The sequence below is a fragment of the Streptomyces sp. LaBMicrA B280 genome (assembly GCF_049222185.1).
GTDB classification, from domain to species: Bacteria; Actinomycetota; Actinomycetes; order Streptomycetales; family Streptomycetaceae; genus Streptomyces; species Streptomyces murinus.
The window spans coordinates 1-2,926 of sequence record NZ_JBMJCT010000074.1 but is presented as its reverse complement, the minus strand read 5'-3'; the positions used below and the strand labels follow the sequence as shown (position 1 = coordinate 2,926).

General features: G+C 76.9%; 1 protein-coding gene and 1 pseudogene. Both read right to left on the bottom strand.

The window, feature by feature from the left end; all coding sequences use genetic code 11:
* Positions 1-748: pseudogene (locus ACLF5H_RS37270) on the bottom strand (hypothetical protein); the annotation flags it as partial.
* Between the two features lie 251 nt (positions 749-999).
* Positions 1,000-2,643, bottom strand: a complete 1,644-nt coding sequence (locus ACLF5H_RS37265) for a DUF3492 domain-containing protein (RefSeq protein ID WP_421680408.1) — start codon at positions 2,641-2,643, stop codon at positions 1,000-1,002.
* Positions 2,644-2,926 lie beyond the last annotated feature (283 nt).

The window sequence follows — 2,926 nt, the reverse complement described above, 5'->3', positions numbered from 1 at the left end:
TCTTCCGATCTGCCGGCGCGAGGGCCAGGACGAGGGCGAGCGCGGGCGCGGTGGCGGTGGGCCACTCGCCGCCGGGTGCGCCGTCGGGCAGCGTGTCGGGGCCGCCGGTGAGCACGTCGTGCAGCAGGCCGTCGCCGAACAGCGCGTATCCGAGCAGCCAGAGGGTCCATGCGAGGAGGGATCCCTGCCAGGGGCGGGCACGGCGGGGTCCGGTGCGCACGGCCAGGGGTCCGGTGCGCAGCGCGGCGCGGGTCGCGAGGGCTATGACGGCGATACCGGCCGCGGCGACGAGCAGCCGCGGCTGTCCCTGGGTGAGCCGGATCCCGGCCGCGGTGGCCGCCGCGGCGACGCCAGGCAGCAGGCTCGACAGCACCCACGCCACCCTGATCCGGGGCACGGGCAGGGCCGGTCTCGGCTCCGCCCGGGGCTCCCCGGTCCGGGGCACGCGCGCGTACAGCTCCTCGGCCAGCGAGAAGACATCCCGGTGCCGGAACCGCGCCGCCGTACGGTCGGTGATCCCCTGCGCCTCCAGCCCGGCGGCGATCTCCAGGGCGTCGACGGCCCCCTCGCACAGGTCACGGTGCCGGTGCAGCAACGCCTTGACGGGGTCACCGGAGGGCCCGCGGGGGGCGGCTTCGCGATGGGGGGCGGGCCCGGGGGGCGGCGGCCAGCTCACGGGGGCGGGCGGCTCGCCGACGGGGGCCACGGGGGTACGGGGCTCACCGGCACGCGACTTGGACAGAACCACCCCGGAACCGGAGGGCACGGGCACGGGCGCGGACCGGGGGGCGATCGAGGCGTCCGGCCACCTCACGGGAGCCTCGCCTTCATGCGGCCCCTCGGCGGAGACGGCCCGATCCGTCCCGCCCCCGCCCCCGGCACCCGCTCCGGTCGGCGTCTCCGGCCGCTCCCCTGTTCCCGAAGCCGCTCCGGTCGAGGTCCACTCCCCCGGTCCCGTCCCCCACGGCACCCCGCCACTCGGCATTCTCGGTGTGTCGCTCATCGGGCGGGCTCCGTGGTCGGGAGGGCCCAGGTGGGGGTGGCGGGCCAGTGGGCGGGGACGTGGGATTCGGCGGGGGCGGCGAAGGGCAGCGGGGCGCCGGACGCGTCGAGGAGGTCGCGGCGGACCGGGCAGTGCGAGACGATCTCCAGGTAAATGCCGTGAAACGCCGCGACGTTCTGCTCGACGGTGAACAGCTCCAGCGCCCGGGCCCGCGCGGCCGCACCGAGCCGCGCACGGCGCTCGGGGTCGCGCAGCAGCGCCAGGCACGCATCGGCGAGCGCCCGCGGATTGCGCGGGGGCACGACCAGTCCCGTGCCGCCGATCACCTCGACCACCGCGCCGGCGTCCGTCGACACGGTCGCCCGGCCGCAGAACATGGCCTCGATGAGCCCGGTGGGGAACCCCTCCACCACGCTGGAGAGCACGACGACGGCACCGGAGGCGTACACCTCGGGCGGCGTGGGGGCGTCCGGGCTGCCGATCTCGTCGAAGGAGACCGGGTTGCGGCCGACCGCGTGCGCCCCCTCCGCCTCGTCCGGGAAGAGCTGGGCCGCGAGGGCCCGGCAGTACCCGAGGTACGCCGCGCCCTCGGGTCCGCCCGGCGAACCGACGATGCGCAGCCGGGCCCCGGGCTCCTGCCTGCGCACCGCCGCGAACGCGTGCAGCAGGGAGACGAGGTCCTTGGCGGGTTCGACGCGCCCGACCCAGACCAGGGTGGCCGGGTCCGCGCGGTCCGGTGACTCGCCGGCCTCGGTGAAGCCGTCGGCCGCCATGCCCGGGTACACGGTGCGGATCCTGGCCCGGTCCGCCCCGCACCGCTCCTGCCAGCGGCGGGCGTGCGCGTTGCCCGGGGTGAGGATCTCGGCGCGCCGGTAGATCTCGGTGGCGAGCCGCCCGTGGAACGCGGCGAGCAGAGCCCGCACCGCGGGCGCCGCCCCGGGCCCCTGGCCCAGGTAATGGGCGCGCAGCTGGACGCCGTACTCGGTGACCAGCAGCGGCACCCCGCGGAAGTGCCGGGCGAGCAGCCCGGGGAGGGCGGCGGGGCCGCCGGACGTGGCGTGGCAGAGGTCGGCCGCGTCGAGCGCGTCGTCGCCGTACCAGTCGAGGGAGAGGGGGCGCAGGGCGCGTTCGAGGTGACCGGTGACGGTGAGCAGGTCGGCCACGCGCGCCTCGCGCGCCGTGCGCGGCGCACCGGGCGCGCGGCAGGCGCGCTCCAGGGTGCGGACGCCGAGGTCGGAACGGAGTGCCGCGCCGAGTCCGCCCTCCTCGCGGGCGAGTTCGGCGAGCCCGTACAGGGCGTTGGCGAAACGGTCCGCCACGGCGCCGGAGGCGCTGCCGTCCGCCGCCGCGCACACCGCTCCGGCCAGTTCGCCGTAGTGTTCGGTGAAGCGCCGGCGCGCGCGCCGTCCGTACCCGACCGCCTCGCCGTCGCCGGGGTCCGTCCACAGCGGTGCCGTGCGGACCCGGGTCACCTGGGGCGGGAGCGGGAGCAGGCCCTGTTCCTCCTGGCGCCTGCTGCGGCTGAGCGCGTAGAGGTCGAACTCGTGCTGCCCGAGCCCGCGCACCAGCCGGTCGCACCAGAGGCCGGCGTCACCGCTCGCATACGGATAGCCGCCTTCTGTCAGCAGTCCCGTGCGCACGCGTGCACCCCCGATCTTCCTCCTGGTCGGCCGCCGTTGGTCCCGGCGGCTCACAGCGGGACGAAGGTAAGCGGACAAGAGGGTGGCGGGGGGGGGGGGGGGGGGGGGGGGGGGGGGGTGTTCTTTGGTTTTCCCCCCCCCCCCCCCACCAAAAGGGGTGAACACGCGTAACTTTCTCGTGCGGACCGCGTTCTGTCGCGCTAGGCGTTCACGCGGGTACGGGACGTCACGCCGGGCGCGCGGTCCGGCGCCCGGTCAGGCCGCCGCCGGTGCGCGGCGCGCG